The 17,696-nt window shown below is 61.9% G+C and carries 17 protein-coding genes and 1 pseudogene; 11 read left to right on the top strand and 7 right to left on the bottom strand.

Annotated elements, in window-relative coordinates; translation table 11 throughout:
* Positions 1–78 precede the first annotated feature (78 nt).
* Positions 79–640, top strand: a pseudogene (locus QP968_RS09755) (transposase family protein); the annotation flags it as partial.
* Positions 641–711: 71 nt separating this feature from the next.
* On the opposite strand, the gene QP968_RS09750 reads toward QP968_RS09755, so the two are convergent.
* Positions 712–1,314: a superoxide dismutase gene (locus tag QP968_RS09750; RefSeq protein WP_284856213.1), complete on the bottom strand. Its 603-nt coding sequence runs from the start codon at positions 1,312–1,314 to the stop codon at positions 712–714.
* Between the two features lie 187 nt (positions 1,315–1,501).
* On the opposite strand from QP968_RS09750, the gene msrA reads away from it, so the two are divergent.
* Complete coding sequence (gene msrA / locus QP968_RS09745; RefSeq protein ID WP_284856212.1) at positions 1,502–2,152, top strand: peptide-methionine (S)-S-oxide reductase MsrA; 651 nt, start codon at positions 1,502–1,504, stop codon at positions 2,150–2,152.
* Between the two features lie 8 nt (positions 2,153–2,160).
* On the opposite strand, the gene QP968_RS09740 is transcribed toward msrA, so the two are convergent.
* A complete protein-coding gene (locus QP968_RS09740; protein WP_284856211.1) occupies positions 2,161–4,041 on the bottom strand; it encodes an alpha/beta-hydrolase family protein in 1,881 nt (626 codons plus the stop codon).
* Between the two features lie 122 nt (positions 4,042–4,163).
* On the opposite strand from QP968_RS09740, the gene QP968_RS09735 reads away from it, so the two are divergent.
* Genes QP968_RS09735 through QP968_RS09725 form a run of 3 tightly spaced genes read left to right on the top strand, consistent with a single transcriptional unit; the run spans position 4,164 to position 7,334 of the window.
* Positions 4,164–4,928 carry a glycerophosphodiester phosphodiesterase family protein gene (locus tag QP968_RS09735; protein WP_284856210.1) on the top strand — a complete coding sequence of 255 codons (765 nt, stop codon included), beginning with the start codon at positions 4,164–4,166 and terminating at the stop codon, positions 4,926–4,928.
* Between the two features lie 24 nt (positions 4,929–4,952).
* Complete coding sequence (locus QP968_RS09730; RefSeq protein WP_284856209.1) at positions 4,953–5,864, top strand: DUF5926 family protein; 912 nt, start codon at positions 4,953–4,955, stop codon at positions 5,862–5,864.
* Between the two features lie 12 nt (positions 5,865–5,876).
* Positions 5,877–7,334 carry an amino acid permease gene (locus QP968_RS09725; RefSeq protein ID WP_284856208.1) on the top strand — a complete coding sequence of 486 codons (1,458 nt, stop codon included), beginning with the start codon at positions 5,877–5,879 and terminating at the stop codon, positions 7,332–7,334.
* On the opposite strand, the gene QP968_RS09720 is transcribed toward QP968_RS09725, so the two are convergent.
* A complete protein-coding gene (locus QP968_RS09720) occupies positions 7,335–8,606 on the bottom strand; it encodes an LCP family protein (protein ID WP_284856207.1) in 1,272 nt (423 codons plus the stop codon).
* Between the two features lie 42 nt (positions 8,607–8,648).
* On the bottom strand, positions 8,649–9,341 hold the full coding sequence (locus QP968_RS09715; RefSeq protein WP_284856206.1) for a CPBP family intramembrane glutamic endopeptidase: 693 nt from the start codon (positions 9,339–9,341) through the stop codon (positions 8,649–8,651).
* Positions 9,342–9,366: 25 nt separating this feature from the next.
* Here QP968_RS09715 and pheA point away from each other — a divergent pair, with 25 nt between their 5' ends.
* On the top strand, positions 9,367–10,311 hold the full coding sequence (gene pheA, locus QP968_RS09710) for a prephenate dehydratase (protein WP_284856205.1): 945 nt from the start codon (positions 9,367–9,369) through the stop codon (positions 10,309–10,311).
* 2 nt (positions 10,312–10,313) lie between these two features.
* Positions 10,314–10,976, top strand: coding sequence for a histidine phosphatase family protein (locus QP968_RS09705; protein ID WP_284856204.1), 663 nt, complete (start codon positions 10,314–10,316; stop codon positions 10,974–10,976).
* 195 nt (positions 10,977–11,171) lie between these two features.
* Here the strand turns inward: QP968_RS09705 and QP968_RS09700 are convergent, their stop codons facing one another.
* From QP968_RS09700 to QP968_RS09690, 3 genes are all read right to left on the bottom strand, one after another.
* Complete coding sequence (locus QP968_RS09700; RefSeq protein WP_284856203.1) at positions 11,172–12,176, bottom strand: putative endonuclease domain-containing protein; 1,005 nt, start codon at positions 12,174–12,176, stop codon at positions 11,172–11,174.
* Between the two features lie 173 nt (positions 12,177–12,349).
* Complete coding sequence (locus QP968_RS09695; RefSeq protein WP_284856202.1) at positions 12,350–12,697, bottom strand: metallopeptidase family protein; 348 nt, start codon at positions 12,695–12,697, stop codon at positions 12,350–12,352.
* A gap of 3 nt (positions 12,698–12,700) precedes the next feature.
* A complete protein-coding gene (locus tag QP968_RS09690) occupies positions 12,701–13,786 on the bottom strand; it encodes a septum formation family protein (RefSeq protein ID WP_284856201.1) in 1,086 nt (361 codons plus the stop codon).
* A gap of 44 nt (positions 13,787–13,830) precedes the next feature.
* Between QP968_RS09690 and serS the strand changes: the two genes are divergently transcribed.
* Genes serS through QP968_RS09670 form a run of 4 tightly spaced genes read left to right on the top strand, consistent with a single transcriptional unit; the run spans position 13,831 to position 17,695 of the window.
* The gene (gene serS, locus QP968_RS09685) at positions 13,831–15,087 is read left to right on the top strand and encodes a serine--tRNA ligase (RefSeq protein ID WP_284856200.1); all 1,257 of its coding nucleotides are present in this window, start codon (positions 13,831–13,833) and stop codon (positions 15,085–15,087) included.
* A 23-nt stretch (positions 15,088–15,110) separates the two neighbouring features.
* Entirely contained in the window at positions 15,111–15,986 is an 876-nt protein-coding gene (locus QP968_RS09680) for a lysophospholipid acyltransferase family protein (RefSeq protein WP_284856199.1), read from the top strand.
* A 3-nt stretch (positions 15,987–15,989) separates the two neighbouring features.
* On the top strand, positions 15,990–16,850 hold the full coding sequence (locus tag QP968_RS09675; protein ID WP_284856198.1) for a lysophospholipid acyltransferase family protein: 861 nt from the start codon (positions 15,990–15,992) through the stop codon (positions 16,848–16,850).
* 11 nt (positions 16,851–16,861) lie between these two features.
* On the top strand, positions 16,862–17,695 hold the full coding sequence (locus QP968_RS09670; RefSeq protein WP_284856197.1) for an HAD family hydrolase: 834 nt from the start codon (positions 16,862–16,864) through the stop codon (positions 17,693–17,695).
* Position 17,696 lies beyond the last annotated feature (1 nt).

Genomic DNA, 17,696 nt, shown 5'->3' with positions numbered 1-17,696 from the left:
GACCACCAACGAAGAAGAAACAGCTGCCTAACCATGAGGTAGCTCCACTACGTGTCCACCATTTGCGGGCAACCCCACACCACACTTGACCAAGCACGCGAATGGACACTACGCCTGCACGACTTCGGAGTGGTCTACAAGGACTTTCTAAATGAGAAGACACCCGTGCCGAAAGAGCGCCGCACCCTCAACCACCAATGGGAATGGACACATATCCGGGTACGTAAGGCATACAACTCACTTCTACACCTATCGCGCAATAACTGGCTGTTTACCTACCTCCAGCCCCCCACCAGAAGCACTCGAACCAGCCCGCTGGTCATCAACAACAAACAGTCTGGAAGGCGGCATCAACGCCCAACTCAAACGCATCGCCGATGCCCACCGCGGCAGATCAGGAGAACGACAACGCAAAATGCTCGAGTGGCACCTGCACTCAAAAACGCAACTGCTTGACGACCCACTCAAGATCGCCAGGCAGTGCAATTACGGACAAGATCAACTCGCCAAAGTCAACGACCTCGTCCCAGAAGACCACAACAAAGCCGACCACGAAACAGGACGACCAGCCTTCTACGACAACGCTATCCCAACCGAATACCAACACAACATAGGAATCCGGAAAGGACCAATGAAATAAAAAAGGGCCCACCCGGCGACACGCCGAGCGGACACACTTTTTGTCTATTAACCCGCATGCGGGGGCCGTCGTTAAGCAGAAGCCTTAGCAAAACGCTCAGCAACGTCGTCCCAGTTGACAACGTTCCAGAATGCCTTGGCGTAATCAGCCTTCACATTCTTGTACTGCAGGTAGTAAGCGTGCTCCCACATATCCAGCATGAGAACCGGGGTGAAGTCAACGGAGATGTTGCCCTGCTGATCGGTCAGCTGCTGGATGACCAGGCGACCAGCGATCTTGTCATAGCCAAGCACTGCCCAGCCAGAACCCTGGAGCGACAGAGCGACGCCCTCGAAGTGCTTCTGGAAAGCCTCGAAGGAGCCGAAGTCACGGTTAATCGCCTCAGCAAGCTCACCTGCCGGTGCGCCACCACCATTCGGGGACATGTTCTTCCAGAACACGGAGTGGTTGGTGTGGCCACCCAGGTTGAATGCAAGGTTCTTGGACAGTGCACGCAGCTTGTCCGGGTTAGCGTCACCATTGCGCTCAGCCTCGAGAGCCTCCAGTGCAACGTTAGCGCCAGCGACGTAGGTGGCGTGGTGCTTGCTGTGGTGCAGCTCCATAATCTCGGCGGAGATGTGCGGCTCCAGCGCGTCGTATGCGTACGGAAGTTCAGGAAGTTCGTAAACAGCCATTGGTAAACCTTTCATCTGGGTTTGCTCTTACTCGGCCCATGATAGGCAAAAACCCAAGATCGGGTTTTGGGGGCTTGTGGGAGCGTTCGATTTTTCTTCCCATGCCAATCTGGCGACCTGGGGTTTTGCGGCGGAGGAAGCATGGAATGGTGAGATTTTTCGACAAGATCCGATAACAATAGAGGGTATGGCTTTCTTCTTTGGACGCAGCCCGCAACTCGTGGACCCTGACTTGGCCCTGCCCGGCCGCACGGAACCGGTTCTGGGGAACCCCCGGCCGCACGCAGTGCTGGGCACACCGATCACTGGCCCGTGGCGCGAAGGGCAAAAACGCCTGCTGGTGGGCATCGGGTGTTTCTGGGGTGCAGAGAAAATGTACTGGCAGACGCCGGGGGTGGAGTCCACGTCAGTGGGTTATGGCGGTGGGGTCACGCTGAATCCGACGTACCGGGAGGTGTGCTCCGGAGCCACGAACCATGTTGAGTTGGTGGAGGTTGTGTATGACCCGGAGCAGGTCAGCCTGAAGGAACTGGTCAAGATCGCGCTGGAGGCCCATGACCCGACGCAGGGTTTCCGCCAGGGCAATGATGTGGGGACACAGTACCGGTCCGCGTTCTATACCACCGGCCCCGATGCGGAAGCGGACGCGGAACTGATCCGCGGGTGGGTTGCAGAGTACGGCAAAGCGCTGGAAGAGGCTGGTTATGGGGACATCACCACGGAGGTGGCCAGCGACGTCGACTACTACTTAGCGGAAGAAGAGCACCAGCAGTACCTGCACAAAGTGCCCAACGGGTATTGCCCGCATCACTCCACCGGGGTGGCGTGCGGGATCTAAGCAGGGATCTAATCCGCGCCGAACGTTTCCTTCGCGGACTCCTTGGCGGCACCAGCAGCGGTGGCGCGCAGGCGGGTTGAGTCGTGCATGATCCAGTCATGGATCCGGCTGATGGTGTCCTCCGAAAACCTGGTGTCCAGCACGGCATTCCAGTAGGCCACCGTTTCGCGGTGGTATTGGTGACCGTGGCCACCGGGTGGGTTGAGGGAGATCAACTGATCCACACCCACCTGCCAGCCGGTGATGAAGGGCATCCACCGCATGGATTGCAGTACGTCAACGTGCTGGGCTGCCGGCGCTTTGATGCCGCGGGAACCGGGCTCGCGGAGCCAGTCAGGTTGGCTGACAAAGAGGCGCCAGTCCCACCACACCACGGGGTCGGAGGCGTGTTGGGCAAAAACGGTGCGGGGGAATTCCCACTCCTGTTCATAGGCGGAGCCATCGAAGGTGTGGTGCAGGTGGTCTGGGTGGGCGGTGAAGCGGACGTGGCGTCCACCGTCCACAACCGGGAGGCGCTGAGGGCTGCCTAGGTCGCGCCGGCGCGTGAGCTCAGCAATGTTGCGGGCAAAGCCGGGAGCACCGGTGAAGACACCACCGTCAGTGCTGGTGATGAGTTCATCCGGGGTGGAAAAGGAGTCTGTCAGACCATAAGCGCCGAGGGATTCCCCGCCGATGTACAGGAGGGGGCGTTTGTCCGCGGGCATGGCAGCCAGACGTTTCTTCACTGCGTTGAGCAACACTTGTGCGCTGCGAACCGGAACTTCACGGTCTGAGGCATAGGAGTAGGCCGAGGGCATGAAGGAGTACTGCATGGCCACGATGGCGCAGTCACCTTGGCTGAGGAACTCGAAGCTGGACGTGTGGTAATCACTGATCCAGCCGGTGCCGGCGGCACTCATCACGGCGATGCGCTTACGGGACCAGGCATCGGTGCGGTCCATTTCCCGCAAGACCATCTCGGCCTGGTGCTCAGGCGTGCGGTCCCGCAACCCAATGAACACGCGGATCGGTTGTTTAACCTGGGTAGACGGAACGTCAAGCACAGAGGCGATGTCGTGTTGACGTGGCCCGCCCGCCACCACGGCACGGCCCTGACGGCCCAAGTACTTCCACTTCTCCAGCGAAGCGGGGGAGCCTGAGCGCTCCTTCTCCCGGGGTTTAGCCGCGCCGGGTAGGAACTCACGGTCCAGGGCATCCGCCTTGCGGTACGCGGTGTTGAGGATCTGGCGGATGACCACCTTGTCTGTCAGTACAGCCCCCAGTGCACTCATGCCCGCCACGGCCAGTGGCCAGGACACTACCGGTGGCATCCAGCGGCGCAGCTGGCGGTTGAAGCGCTCCGTGGACATCTGGATACCTTCGCCGACCAGCAGCAAAGCGCCGTATCCCAGTGAACCAAGGGCAATGCCCGCCAAGGTTTGCAAAGGGCCCCGCTGGTGGGGGGCTTCGACGAGGCGTTCGTGCTCAGAACGTCGTAAAGCAGCTGCGAGATACGTGCCCACCGTGACTGTGCCCATGGCGAGCTGCACGAACGGCGCTGCCTTCTGGCGTAAACGACGCGGCCCAGACCACCCGGCGGCATCGCTGACACTGGTCACCAGATTAGCCGCACCCACGCCCACCGTATGACCGGCGGCCTGGCAAATGGCCACATTCGCCGTGGTCACCCACCACGGGTGTGGTAAAAGCGACGGCGAAATAGCACCCCACGCAGCAACCTCTGCCCCCAGAATGCCCGCCGTGAAATTCTCCGGCAAACGCCGCAAACCCGACATCCGCACCATCGGCGTCAAGTCCGCGAACAGCTCCACCGCATACAACGGCGCGCGCACGGCACGCTTGCGGTGGGGGCGTAACCGCTTGAAGGCTTCCCGCGGAGACATGAACATATGGTCCATTGTGGCAAATGAAGAAGACATGCGGTGAGCAAGAAGTGAACAACGCGTGATAGTTCGGTGATTCGCCCGGCCTGCAGTCGCCTTATCTGAGAGATGAGCCTACCCTGGCAGGCATGATGCTGAAGCCGGATCCGCACATCATTGCCCACCGTGGAATGTCGGGGTTGTACCCAGAATCCACACTTCGAGCCTTTGAAGAAGCATTGAAACTGGATGGGGTGCACGGCATTGAATGCGACGTGCGGCTCACGCGTGATGGTCGCCTGGTGGTTCACCACGACTCCTTTATCAACCGGACCTCCAACGGTGCCGGGCGCATTGCCAAGATGGATTTTGATCACATCCGCAGATTCAACTTTGGCACCAAGGAGGACCCACAGCAGATCGTGCTGCTGGACGAATTGTTGGACCTCCTCGAGGACTACCCGGACAAGCACATCTACATCGAAACGAAACACCCCACCCGCTACGGCCCTGAAGTGGATGAACAGACCGTGCGCACCCTGTGGTACCGCGGGATGAAGGAAGACCCGCGTGTCCATCTCATTTCCTTCTCTCACTCGGCGATGCGCTACTTCAAGCAGGCCGTGCCTGATTTGGAAACGTTCTACCTGTTCCGTCTGCGGGAAATGAAGTGGAACAAGAACAACACCATGTTCTCCCGCCCCTACGGCGTGGGCCCGGCGCTGGCGCACCTGCAGTCCAATCAGGATCTGTTGGGCTACCGCGGACTGAAAACCTATACGTGGACCGTCAACCTGCCAAAGGACATGTTGTGGTGCCGTGAAAAAGGGGTGGATGTTTTTGCCACGGACCTGCCGCACTTGGCGGTAGAGGTGTTCCGTGAGCACCCCGTCACGCCAGTGTCTGCGGGGTAGTGCTGCCCCACTAAACTAGTGGGCATGGCCAAAAAGAACCGTAAGAAGGAAGATCTGCCTGAGGGCATGAGCCGCCGTCAAGCGAAGTTGGCGGCGCGTGCCGCTGAGCGCGCTGCGTTGCAGAAGGATCCGCGCCCGTACTCCGGTCTCGCCGCGGAGGCGGACCTTGTTGCTTTGCAGGAGTTCGTGCCGTCCGCCACCGCAAAGATTGAGGTCAACGGCACCCCGGTCACGGTGGCAACGGTGCTGCCCGGTGCCGGTGCCGCGCTGGTCCGCCCGGAGGAGGAGGGTGGGGAGCGCATGGTCGCACTTCAGGTCCAGTCCCACTCCATCAACCCGGGCCGTGACCTCGCGTACGCCCTCAACTGGGTTGTGAACGCGCAGCCAGGTGACACGCTCGGTTCCACCGTTGCGGATGGTTCGCAGCCAGAGCTCTCTACGCTTTTCGACGCTGCCCAGACCCTCACCGTCACCACCCACGACGACTTCAACTGGTGGTTCACCGATTCCTCTGCTGTGAACCCGCAGATCCAGCAGGCACTGGCACGCGCCAACGACGCGATCATCCCGTCCGTGCAGGTTGCCCCAGAACTGCCGGGCGCGATCTGGTGGGTGAATCCGGGTGGCGCCAAGGCGCACATCCGGTGGGTCCGCCAGGAAGATGATGAGCGCCTGCTGCTTAATGCGCTCGCCCGCATCGCGGCTCGCGGTGAGCTCAACCTCGGTGAAGGCACCAAGTTCGCTGGCGCCTTCCGCACCCACGGCCTCGTCGTCCCCGTCTTCGACCTGGACCCAGCCGTGGAACCCGCCTCCTACGCTGATGCTCTGACTGCACTCAACGCTGCCATTGAGAAGGAATACGGCAACGATGAACAGCTGAACGCCGACGAGCGCAAACAGCTGGAGAACATCAAATCCCGTCAGGTGACCATCTAGAAAACCCCCGTCATGTCCACTGCATTTTCCCCCGACTCTGCTTCTTCTGCTTCAGATTCTGCTGCTTCAGCGCTTGCGCTGAAGCACCGCCCGAAAGGGCTAAACACGCGCCACCTCAACTTCATCGCCCTGGGCTCCGCCATTGGTACCGGCCTGTTCTACGGTTCCGCTGGTGCGATTCAGGCTGCCGGCCCCTCCGTGCTGCTGGTGTACCTGCTTGGCGGCGCGGTGGTGTACTTCATGCTGCGCGCGCTTGGCGAGATGGCGGTGCGCCACCCCGTCACCGGCTCTTTTGCGGAGTACACCCGTGCCCACATGGGTGGCGCCGCCGGTTATCTCACCGGCTGGATGTTCGCCTTTGAGATGGTCATTGTGGCGCTGGCGGACCTCACCGCCATTGGCATCTACATGGGCTTCTGGTTCCCCGATGTGTCCCGGTGGGTGTGGATCGTGGCCGCGCTCCTCATCGTCGGCGCCGCCAACCTGGCCAGCGCAAAGGCCTTTGGTGAGCTGGAGTTCTGGTTCACCGTGATCAAGGTCGGCGCTGTTGTGGCTATGATCATTGCCGGTGCAGCCGTTCTGGCTTTTGGTCTATCCAGCGCCGAAACCACCGGCCCTGCCAACCTGGTCAATGACGGTGGATTCTTCCCCAACGGCATCGAGGGCATGATCGCCTCCTTCATCCTCGTACTCTTTGCCTTTGGTGGCACCGAGATCATCGGCGTTGCCGGCACGGAGGCCAAGGACCCGAAGGAGGCGATCCCGCGCTCCATCAACACGGTGCCGGTGCGCATCCTGCTCTTCTACGTGCTGTCCATCCTGATCATCCTGATGATCAACCCGTGGCGTTCCATCACCGGCGACCAGTCCCCCTTCGTACAGATCTTCTCTGCCCTGGGAGTGAACTGGGCTGCGGGCCTGCTTAACTTCGTGGTCATCACCGCTGCGCTGTCCGCCATCAACGCGGACCTCTTCGGCGCTGGCCGTGTGCTCACCGGCCTGGCTAAGCAGCACTTTGCCCCGAAGATCATGGCCAAGACGGTGCGCGATGTTCCGGTGATGACCACGGTCATCCTCATTGCCGTCATGGTGATTGGTGTTGTGGCCAACACGCTCATGCCGGAGCGCATCTTCGAGGTCGTGGCATCCCTGGCCACCTTCGCCACCATCTTCGTGTGGCTGATGATCCTCCTGGCACACCTAGCCTCACGCCGTCACATGACCCCGGAGGAAGTCGCCGCCCTGCCGTACAAGACCCCGTTCTTCCCGTACGGCCAGTACTTCGCGGTGGCGTTCATCCTGTTCACCTTCGGCATCATGCTGTGGTTGCCGGCCTTCCGCGGTGCGTTCTTCGTTGGTGTCGCGTTCAGCGTCATCACCGTCGCGCTGTTTTACATCACGGGCCGCCACAAGCTCCCCGGCGTCAATGATCATGAGCCGGGAGCTACGCCTATCGACGCCCCCCGCTAACTACCTCATTCCCCCAAACAACTGCCCGGCGGCAGCGTCGTCCCACACGGCGACGTTGCCGACCTCGGTGTCAGCGAAATGGGAAATCGGCACTGTTTCCGTGTTGATCCCGCCGCGCATGGCCAACGCCAGGCGGGCTAGGTGCCACACGTGGTCGTTCTTGCCCACGGTGAACAGCTGGCTGCCTTTCAACGCCAACGGCACCGCCCGGAACGGGTTGAGCAGCACCTTCGGTGACACAACCGTATGCATCAGGGCACCGAGGAATTCTCGCTGACGAGCTACCCGGTCCAGATCCCCCATCGCCGTTGCACGCGTACGCACGTACCCCAACGCTGTCGGCCCATCCATCACCTGGCAGCCCGCCTGAATATCCAGGTTGGCCAGCGGATCCTGGATCGGCTCCGGTGGGCACAGCTCCACACCACCAGCCACATCCGTCAGTCCGGCAAGACCACCCATGCCCACTTCCGCATAGTGGTCCACCCGTAAACCAGTGGCGTTTTCCACCGTCTGGCTGAGCAACTTCGGTCCCCCAAACGCGAACGCCGCATTGACCTTGTCGTAGCCATACCCAGGGATCTCCACATAGGAATCACGCGGGATGGACAACAGGGTTGCCTTGCCCGTGGCTGGGATGTGGAACAGCATGATGGCATCCGTGCGACCCGAACCAATATCGCCGCCCGTTCCCAACCGCGCCACGTCCTCGTCGGACAGGCCCTGCCGCGAATCCGATCCCACAATCAGCCAGTTCGTCCCCGCCGTATTACCAATCCGCGCATCCGGCAACGCATCCACCCGTGCCAGCCGCGCATCCGCCACCAACGTGACCACCACGGCGCCCACCAGGACGATCGAGAGGATCCACCCCAGTAGGTTCAACGGATTGCGGCGGCGCCGTGGTCGTTGCGGGGGTCTTTTTGCGGGCCGTCCCACGGGCCTCGGTCCCGGCCGTCCTCCTGGCCGCCCGACTGGCCGCTGCGTTGGCCGTTGCGTTGGGCGTCCACCGCGTCGCTGCACCGGCCGCGCTGGCCTCGCTGGCTGCGCTGCCTGCCGCGGAGGCAGTGGTTCCCGTCGGGGTTGGTACCCGCCCTCACCAGGCATGTGCTGGCGGGGATGCTCAGGTCTTTCCGGTCGCTCCGCGGATACTCTTTGTGCGGAGCGTCGACGGATGGGTCGGCCGTACCTATCCAGGATCGGTGCCCCATCTTTGCCCAGCAGAAATTCCCCCGGGTTGTCCCGGGGGTCGTTGGAGTGCGGGTTGGACATGGGGCACATTCTAAACGGTCCAATCCACAAATCCCTGGTGCGCTACAGCCGGAGCCATGACAGGTCGAGCATGAGATACCCCACGTAGGCCACCACGTCGATGAGGAAGTGCGCCAGGATGAGCGGCCACACTTTCCCAGTGCGTGCGAAGAACCACGCGAACACAACGCCCATCACCACGTTGCCCACACCCGCCGAAAACCCCTGGTAGAGGTGGTAGGAACCACGTAGTACCGCCGATCCAGCGACGGCGCCCCACACCGGCACCTTCAGTTGGCGCAGCCGGGTGACCAGCCACAGCACCACCACGACTTCCTCACTGAACGCATTCGCCGCGGACCATAGAAGCAGCAGTGGCACGCGCGACGCGTCCGTCGCTGGCACCACCTCTGCCGAGAACCCCAGGTGATACGCCCCCACGTACAAGGCCAGCCCCGGAATGCCAATCAGTGCCGCCAACCCGGCACCCCACGCCAGATCCCGCCACGAAGGACGCTCCAGACACCGCTCCAGCAGGTAGAGCGCCAACGCGCCCCACGCGAACAAGGTCAGGGCGGATGCCACCTGCAAGGAGATATCCAGCCAGGGGAGGGCCGAGGTGGCGCCATTAAGCACAACCTGGTGTTGGTTGAGGGGGGACTGGGCGGCGTCGATAAGCCTGAGTAGGGCCTTGACCCCCGCCATGCCGAACGTGATGCACAGAACAATGGCCACCTCGGCAACAAGTCGCTTCATGCGTGCAACTGTAGGCTGGGTACCTATGACTGCAACCGTCGCGTATCTAGGGCCCGCGGGCACGTTCACGGAGGAGGCGCTGTGGCGGCTCGTGGAAGGGCTCGGCGAGATCACGCCGCTGCCCGTCGACTCACCCTCCGAGGCGCTCAATGCCGTGCGCGAAGGCCACGCGGACTGGGCCGTCGTCGCGATTGAGAACTCCGTCGACGGCGCCGTGACCAGCACATCCGACGCATTCCTCGAAGCGCCCGGCGTGCAGGTCTATGGGGAGGTGGAGCTTCCCATCAGCTTCGCCATCATGACAAGGCCAGGCTTTTCGCTTATCGACGCCACCCGCTTCTCCACCCACCCCGTCGCCCACCGCCAAGTCCGCCGCTGGCTTAACCAGAACCTGCCGCCGGTGGAGTACCTCGCCGCGACCTCCAACGCCGCTGCCGCCCAAGCCGTGGCGGAGGGGAAAGCCGATGTTGCCGCCGCGCCACTGCGCGCCGCCGACCTGTTCGGGCTGGAAGTCCACGCCACCGGCATCGCCGACCTAGCCACTGCCCGCACCCGCTTCGTACTGGCAGGACCTACCGGCGTGCCCACCCCGCGCACCGGCGATGACCGCAGCTCCGTCGTCTTCCAGCTCCCCAACGAAGCCGGCACCTTGGTCGGAGCCCTGCACGAATTCGCCTACCGCGGCGTGGACCTCACCCGCATTGAATCCCGCCCCACCCGCGAAGAAGCCAACACCTATAACTTCTACGTTGACCTGGTAGGACACATCGACGACATCCCACTCGCCGAGGCCCTGCGCTCCCTCTGGCTCCGCGCCACCACGGTCACCTTCCTGGGGTCCTGGCCGCGCTACCGCGCGGAGGGCTCTGGGGTTGTTCCTTCTGTCACGATGGACCCGGCCCGCCTCGCCCAGGCTGAACAATGGGTTCGGGCCGCGCGCACTGGAGTTCTCGGAGAGTTAGGAGATTAGTCATGCTGATTCTTTTACGACACGGCCAAACCACCTCCAACGTCGACCGCAAACTGGACACCCTCGTCCCCGGTGCACCCCTAACCGCACTCGGCGAGGAACAAGCTTTGGCTGCCGGCCAAGCCATTTCTGCCTCCTACCAGGTGGACCGCGTCTTCTCCTCCGAAGCCCTCCGTGCCCGGCAGACCGCTGCCATTGCCTTTTCTTCCCTGGTCAGCGACATCCCCGCCCTCCCCGGCCTCCAAGAAATCCACGCTGGCCGGTGGGAGATGCACAACTCCTGGGCAGCCCACGAGGCCTACCTCAACGCCTTCCGTGGCTTCTACCGCCGCGACCTCGCCGCCACTGTTGAAGACGGCGATTCCCTAGACACCTTCCTCACCCGCTACCGCGCCGGAGTGCTGGCCGCGCTTGACCCTGCCCAGTCTTCTGCGGGTTCTTCCACGGGTTCTTCCACAGACTCGACTGTCGTGGTTTCCCACGGCGGGGCCATCAGGGCTTTCACCGCCAACGCCTGCCAGGTTGACCCCCAATTTGCCGAGCAGTCCTACCTCCCCAACTGCGAATACGTCGTGCTCAACCCTGGTGACGACCCCGCCGCCACCTTCGGTGACTGGGAGGTTGTGCGGTGGGGGGCCTACGACTTGGCGGGTCTGCGCGGCTGACCCCGGCCCTTCCGCCGGCCCTCGCCGAGCCCTTCCCTGCGGGACGCTGTGTAAAATTTTACATTGCCCTGGTAACGATCGCCGGGCAGAAATCTGTGACCTGCGGGTTTAAAAATGCCGCGCGAGGGGCATGTAATTTTTTACACAGCGCCCCCGGGGGAGGGCCTAAAACTGGCGGCTCGATCCCATTCAGACCTACCCCTGGAGGAAGCCGCGCCGGGCCAAGACCAATTGCCGGAGCGTGTCCGGCAGGGAGTGGAGGGTCCCCGCAGTAACACGGATGACGGCCCAGTCCTGCTTGGCGCACTCGATGTTGATGCGGCTATCCCGGTCGCGTTGTTGGCGGGTGAGGTGGTGTTCACCGTCGTACATGATGCCGATGCGTAGGCCGGGAATGGCCAGGTCAAACACGGTGATGATCTTGTCGCCGCCCATCAGGACATGTTGTTCAACCAGATCCACACCCAGCTCCAGGCCAAGCTCGCGGCACAGGGCCAGGATGAGGAGGCGCATTTCGGTTTCTTTGGGGGAGTCGGCCAAGGCGCTCGAAAGCCCACTCACCTTCTTTAGCCACCGCTGGTTCACCATTCCCCGGCTGGCGGTGAGGATGGGGGCGAGGGGGAGGGGGAGGTGGCGGAGGGAGGCGTCGATAAGCTGAATGGCCCTGATGTCCGTGGGGTCGTACCCATCGACGGGATAGACCTGCCATGAGTAGGTGCCGTGGCGGATGAGCTGGAGGGTTTCGGCGACGGCGACTTCGGGTGGAGAGATCGGGATGACGTACCCGCAGGCGCGGACAGCCCAGGTGGTGTCGGCGGGACGGCGCAGGACGAGCGGGGTGAATTGGGTGGCCAGCTGTTTCCGTCGTGTCATGCCGCGCAGTGTGGTGTCGTTGCTGTCGGCGAAAAACGGCAGGCCAAAGAGTGCGAGCGCGCTGAGGCCGCAGATGGTCAGGTGTGGGTGCTCGAGCCACATCGCTATGGCGCGGCTGGCTGCCGGTGCGCGGTAGATGATGCGGCGCGGATGGTCGAAGGATTGTTGGTGGGCAAGTTCTGGTGGGCGCGCGAAGCCGCTGGGCATGGTGAATGTGCCGTTCACGGGCAGTCCCAGGCCGTTTGTGTGCAGGCCGCCGGGCATTTTCCCGTCCACATTCATCCCGTTGCGTGGCGGTTGTGGCGGATTGAAAGGTGAAGTGTTCACATAGTTTTAGACTGCCGCGGGATGGGGTTTGGTTCCCTCCGGTCCGAAGTTCTGTGTAAAATTTTACACTTCCCTGGTAACTATCACTAGACAGAAATCTGTGACCTGCAGGTTTAAAATTACCGCCCGAGGGCCATGTCACCGTTTACACAGCGCCTCGCTGCTTATCGACGCTACCCCCACCCCAACTCATGCAACTCGTCTTCTTCCAACCCGAAGTAGTGTCCCACCTCGTGGAAGACGGTGACTTTGACCTCGTGGCGGAGCTCGTCGATGTCTGAGCAGATGGCTTCGAGTGCATCTTTGTAGATGAACACGGCATCCGGCAGGTGGCCGGTGTGGTTGGCGTGTTGTTCGGTGAGGGGGACGCCCTCGAAAAGGCCAAGCAGGGTGGGGTTGTCCTCGTTGTAGGGCCGGGCCAGGATGACCATGTTGGTCATGGAACGGGCGAAGGATTCGGGGATGAGGTCGAGGGCGTCGTTGATGAGGGCTTCGAACTCTTCGTCGCTGATGGGTTCCATGGTTTAAGGCGCGTTGTAGGGCTGGGGTGCAACGGGGACTGGGCCATCAGACGCGCCGGCCCCACCAGTTCCGCCCTGTTCAGAGCGCAGCGGACGGCGCTCCGGCGGGGCTTCAGGCACTGCTCCGTCGATGGTGAGGGCTTCACGGCCGTCCTTGGCGGAGCCGGTCAGGGTGGAGAAGCGGTCGTCCTTGGCAAACATGAGGCCGCAGTTGACGGTGCGGCTGCCACCGTCCCAGGCGCGGATGGGTGAGGTACCCCAGTAGATCTGCAGGGTTGTTTGGTAGAGGTTTTCTTCGCTGCCGACGTATTCTTCGGCGGCTTTGGCGCAGACATCACCAAGGTATTTGTTTTGTTCGTCGACCGAGGGGGTGTGGTCGGCGAAGACGGGGGCGAGGTCGATTTTGCCGGTGACCTCGATGTGGTGGGGTTCGGTGCAGTCCACAGCAGTGAGGGTGTTGGCTTGGTCGCTGATCAGGCAGGTTCCGGTTTCGGCGACGCGGGCTTGGTCGCGTTCGGCGGCTTTGCCGGTGGTGAGGATAGGTACGCCGTCGGTGTTTGTTTCTTGGAGGCCGCAGAGCATGGTGCGGTCACCGTCTTCCCATGCGTCGGTGGGCGGCAGGATGGGGGCGATGGAGTAGCGGCCGGAGGGGTCGTAGCGTCCGCCGAGGTAGCGGATGGAGGCGGTTTGGCAGAGTTCCTCGCGGAGCTGGGCTTGGCGGGTTTGGTTGGGTGGTGGGGCGTCGGGGCCGAATTCGGCGGTGGGGTAGGTGTTCAGGTCTTCGCGGGAGGAGACTTCGAAGCGGTGTTCGTTGTTGCAGTCGGTTTCTTCGAAGGCGCTGATGGTGCCTTCGCCGTCCATGTCCCAGGTGAGGCAGGTGCCTTCTTTGGCAGCGGTGAAGGGGATGATGCCGTTTGCGTCGGGTTCCGGGGTGACCTTCCCTGTGGTGCCGCCAGGTTGGGCAGCCAGGGAGAATCCGGTTGTGCCGGCGTATGTACCCATGCCCAGTGCGCCGGCGAGTCCGGCGATGAGAAGGGTGCGCAGTCCTGTGCGGGAAAGCGAGTTGCCGTTGTTCATGTTCTCCATCATGCCTGCAGCTCGTGGGCCCAGTCCAACGGGTAGGGTTGGGGATTGTGATTGATCTGAAGTTTCTGCGTGAAAATCCTGATGTTGTTCGTGCTTCTCAAGAGGCGCGGGGTGAGGATCCGTCGTTAGTTGATGCGCTGTTGAAGGCCGATGAGGAGCGGCGCGCGGCCATTTCTAAGGCGGATGAGTTGCGGGGGGAGCAGAAGGCTTTTGGCAAGAAGATTGGCCAGGCTGCCCCGGAGGACCGTCCGGCGTTGCTGGAGGGGTCGAATGAGCTGAAGGCGAAGGTGAAGGAGGCGGAGGCTGCTCAGTCGGAGGCTGAGGAGCGTGTGGCGCAGCTGCAGTATTCCATCTCCAATGTCATCGCGGGTGCGCCCGCGGGTGGCGAGGAGGACTTCGTCGTGCTGGAGCATGTGGGGGAGGTGCCGGAGTTTGATTTCGAGGTCAAGGATCACTTGGATCTCGGCGAGGAGCTGGGGCTTATCGACGTCAAACGGGGCACCAAAGTCGGCGGCGCCCGCTTCTACTACCTGGTGGGTGACGGCGCGTGGCTGCAGCTGGGCATGTTGATGCTGGCGGCGCAGAAGGCGCGTGAGGCTGGTTTTAAGGTGATGGTCCCGCCGGTGCTTGTCCGTCCGGAGATTATGCAGGGTACGGGCTTTTTGGATGCGCATGATGAGGAGATTTACTACCTTGAGCGCGATGAGTTGTACCTAGTGGGTACGTCGGAAGTGGCGTTGGCGGGCTACCACAAGGACGAGATTATTGATCTCTCCGATGGCCCGCTGCTATATGCGGGCTGGTCGAGCTGTTTCCGCAGAGAAGCAGGCTCCTACGGCAAGGACACGAAGGGTATTTTGCGTGTCCACCAGTTCGACAAACTCGAGATGTTTGTTTACTGCAAGCCGGAAGATGCAGAGGAGATGCACCAGAAGTTGCTGGGGCTTGAGCGTGAGATGCTCGCCGCGGTGGAAGTGCCGTACCGCATTATCGACGTCGCGGCGGGCGACCTTGGCTCGTCAGCTGCCCGCAAATTTGATACGGAGGCGTGGGTGCCGTCGCAGGGTACGTACCGCGAGCTGACGTCGACGTCGAACTGCACGACGTTCCAGGGCCGTCGCCTGGCTACTCGTTACAGGGATGAGGAGGGTAAGACGCAGATTGCTGCCACCCTCAACGGCACGTTGGCTACGACGCGCTGGCTTGTGGCCATCTTGGAGAACAACCAGCGTGCGGATGGCTCCGTGATGGTGCCGGAGGCACTGCGTCCGTGGGTTGGAAAAGATATCCTTTCGAAGAACTAGCTTTCTGTGAAGGGGGTCCCATCATGACTGGGGACAACGAACCGAAGCGGTGGATTGGGCCACTGTTTGAGGTGCCGGCAGATTTTGCAGAACCGGCACCGCATCCGGTGGAGTCGAAGGAGCGTTTCTACCAGGCCATTATTAATGGGTTTAAGCGCATCATGCGGGCCCAGGGCCTGCGGTTTTATGTCCACGGTGCGGAGAATCTCCCGGAGCGGGACGGTGCCTTGTTGGTGATCAACCACACGGGCTACTACGACTTCATCATCGCCGGCATCGGTGCGCACTTGCGGGGGAAGCGTCTGGTGCGGTTTATGGCGAAGAAAGAGGTCTTTGACACCAAGATTGTGGGCGCGCTCATGCGGGGGATGAAGCATGTGCCGGTGGACCGGGCGGCGGGAGCGGACTCGATCGCCGAGGCAACGAAGTGGCTCAGCGGCGGTGGCCTGGTGGGCATCTTCCCGGAGTCCACGATCTCGCGGTCCTTTGAGTTGGCGGAGTTCAAAACGGGTGCGGTCCGTATTGCGGATGAGGCCGGTGTGCCCATGATTCCTACGGTGATCTGGGGTTCGCAAAGGATTTGGACCAAAGGGATCCCCAAAAACCTGGGACGTTCTCACACCCCGATCATGCTCAGCTACGGCAAGCCGGTGTACACCACTGGTGACGCGGAGGAGGACACGCGCCGGGTGAAGGCAGCGATGCAGGAGTTATTGGAACGTAACCGCGCGGAATATGCCCGCCGGTTCGGCCCGTTTGAACCCGGCCAGAGGTGGATGCCTGCTGCGCTGGGTGGTTCGGCGCCAACTCTGGAAGAAGCAACGGCCATCCAGCAAAAGGAACGTGCAGCGAGGCTCGCCAAGAAACAGGCCACCAAGCAGCCGAAGAAGCAGGGGTAAGGCATGACGAACTACCGCGTTGACAAGGGTGTTTTTTACATCCCGGAGGATGTCCCTGAGCTGCCGGAACAACCGGGGTGGAAAAACGAGCGTTGGTACCGCGCGATCCTCAACACGGTGGCGTCTGTTCTGCGGCTTCAGGGTTTGAAGTTTTATGTCAATGGTCTGGAGAACATGCCCGCGGACGGGCCGGTTCTCGTCGCTGGTAACCACATTGGCTACTACGACTTTGTCACCGGTGCGTTGCCGGGTCTCCTGCGGGGGCGCAGAGCGACGCGCTACATGGCCAAGAAGGAGCTGTTTGATCACTGGCTGGTGGGGAAGGCCGCGCGGGGCGCGGGACAGATTGAGGTGGATCGGTCGAGGGGTGCGGATAGCGTCGATAAGGCGATTGAGCGGCTGACGGACAGCGATGAGGTTGTGGGCATCTTCCCAGAGGGCACTTTGGCGCGTTCGTTTGAGCTGGAGGAGTTCAAAACGGGTGCGGCGCGTATTGCGAAGGCCTCAGGAGCAACGTTAATTCCATCTGTTTCATGGGGCACGCAGCGGATTTGGGCGAAGCGTGGGAAGGTTGAGATGGGTCGGACGAAGTACCCGATCATCACAAATATTGGCCCCGCGGTGTCCACGGAGGGCTCGCACGAGGAAATTACGGCCCGGCTGAAAGACGCGATGCAGGTGCTTCTCGACGGGGCGCGGGAGGAATACAACGACCGCTTCGGCCCCTTCCCGGAGGGTTTGGATTGGATGGCCGCGTCGATGGGCGGCTCAGCTCCCACGGTGGAGGAAGCGAAAGTGCTTGACCAGCGTGAAAAGGCGGAGCGCAAGAACCGGAAAGAGCGGAAGAAGAGGAAGAAAGGGTAGGTCGATTCACCGTGTCAGCTCCGAATCCACCAAAGCTGATTGTGAGCGATATTGATGGCACGTTGCTGGATAGCAACGGGCGTGTGAGTCCGCGTTTGCGTGACACGATTTCGCGGGCGGCGCGCATAGGCACGAAGATCGCGCTGGCAACAGGCAGGCCACACCGGTGGTTGGCGCCGGTGCTGGACCAGTTGCCGTTCACTCCGGAGTGCATCTGCGCCAATGGTGCGGTGGTGTATGACCCGTCGCGGGATGAGGTGCTGGTGCGCCACGAGCTGGACCCGGAGGCGTTGGGGCGCATCGCGGAGATCACGCGTGAGGCGCTGGCAGGCTATGGCGCTTACGGTTTCGGTGTGGAGCGCGTGGGCAGTTCCGCCTTCGATCCGGAGGAAGAATGCTTCCTCATCACCCCTGGTTACAGCCCTGATTTGTGGGACATCGGCTACGGGGTGGTGGACGTTGCGGAGCTGACGTCGGTGCCCGCGGCGAAGATTCTCGTACGCCACCCGGAGATGAGTTCGCAGGAGCTTTTCGATGTATTGGCGCCCCTCATCGACCCCGAAGACGCACACGTGACCTACTCCATGAACGAGGGTCTGCTGGAGTTCAGCGCACCGGGGGTGAATAAGGCGACGGGTGTGTCGATCGTGGCTACGCAATATGGCATTGAGCGTGAGCGAGTCCTTGCTTTTGGTGATATGCCGAATGACATGGAGATGTTGGCGTGGGCCGGCATAGGTGTGGCGATGGCGAATGCGGAGCCGCTCGTGCAGGATGCGGCTGATGTTGTGACCACCTCGAATGATGATTTTGGTGTAGCGCGTGTTCTTGAGAGTTGGTTCTAGG

Origin of the sequence: Corynebacterium sp. MSK041, from assembly GCF_030232265.1 — a bacterium.
Lineage (GTDB): Bacteria > Actinomycetota > Actinomycetes > Mycobacteriales > Mycobacteriaceae > Corynebacterium.
The sequence above is the reverse complement of the archived record's forward strand: the minus strand, read 5'-3'. Positions and strand labels throughout refer to the sequence as shown.